The organism is Odoribacter sp., from assembly GCF_985060555.1.
Genome location: NZ_CFKYFN010000016.1, coordinates 1 through 1,059 on the forward strand (window position 1 = coordinate 1; position 1,059 = coordinate 1,059).

Below are 1,059 nucleotides of genomic sequence, written 5' to 3' on the forward strand. Positions count from 1 at the left end.
TCGCTATATTTATTATATCGCCTTGACGGGCGCACAGTTATGCCCGATGCGCTGAAATTGGAAATAAAAGTCATTCAGCCGTGCGATAAACTGTACCTTTGACGGGTCGCGTTTGATGACCTCGAAGCGCTCCGAGAAGATACGCTTGACGATAAATCGGCTGCGGTTATGTTCCAGTCCGGCTTCCGAAAGCATCTTTTTAAACCGGATATTTTCCTCCGTGGTGAGCTTAAAATTGTACCGGTGGATACGGGGATCGGTGGCTGTAGGCCGTCCGGTTCTCTTTTTAGCGGTTGTCATAGTGTCGGTAGTTAAAGTGGCGTGACTCGGGAGCGCCACCCGGCCTCGCAGAGCGAGCACCTTTGTATGTCGAAAAACTTTTCGGCATACAAAGGTACAGCTCGCTGTTTCTTTGCAGAAACAAAAATCCGCGGCGGAAATTTTTTTGTGAAAACTTTGAAAAACCTCCGAAGCGGCGTCCGAGGACGGGCCTTTCCCGGTTGCAATATTACAACCGTGCGGGCGCCAAAACAAGCCCTCGGTGCGGACTGGAGCGGTCGTGAGCGGACATTAGTTCGGAAGCGTTTACCCTGTTGTATCTTGCGGCAGAAAGAAATTTTTCATTATTCGGAAACTTGAATTTATAGCTCTCTGGCAATTTCTCCAACTTTATCACCAGTGATAAATCCGGGGATGTACAGAAATAGAAAAATATAGATTTCCAGAAATCTGAATTGGAATATAAATATCTATAGATATGGAAATTATCCTTTCTGCAAAACAATAAAAACCTCTGAATATCCAAAAATGATGGAGTCAGCAAGCATTTCAATCTGCAATCAGAAAGGCGGCGTCGATTGTCGGTTACCGTTACGAGAGTACGTCTCCGGTCACAGAATGGAGCTATTAGGGTTTGGTGATGCGTGTTGTAAAGCGGCTACCGTCCGGGCCGCAGAAAGCCGCCTATTCCGACGGTAGAATTCTAAGATAAAACCAAATAAAAGCTGCAAAAAGTTTCATGCCCGGAAATTGTCATTTTTTGTCGTAGCGTTTAGCAAA

At 45.8% G+C, this 1,059-nt stretch carries 1 protein-coding gene; it reads right to left on the minus strand.

The genetic code is table 11. The annotated features are described in order from the left end of the window. Positions 1–12 precede the first annotated feature (12 nt). The gene (locus AC5RDS_RS02120; protein ID WP_494222193.1) at positions 13–300 is read right to left on the minus strand and encodes a plasmid mobilization protein; all 288 of its coding nucleotides are present in this window, start codon (positions 298–300) and stop codon (positions 13–15) included. Positions 301–1,059 lie beyond the last annotated feature (759 nt).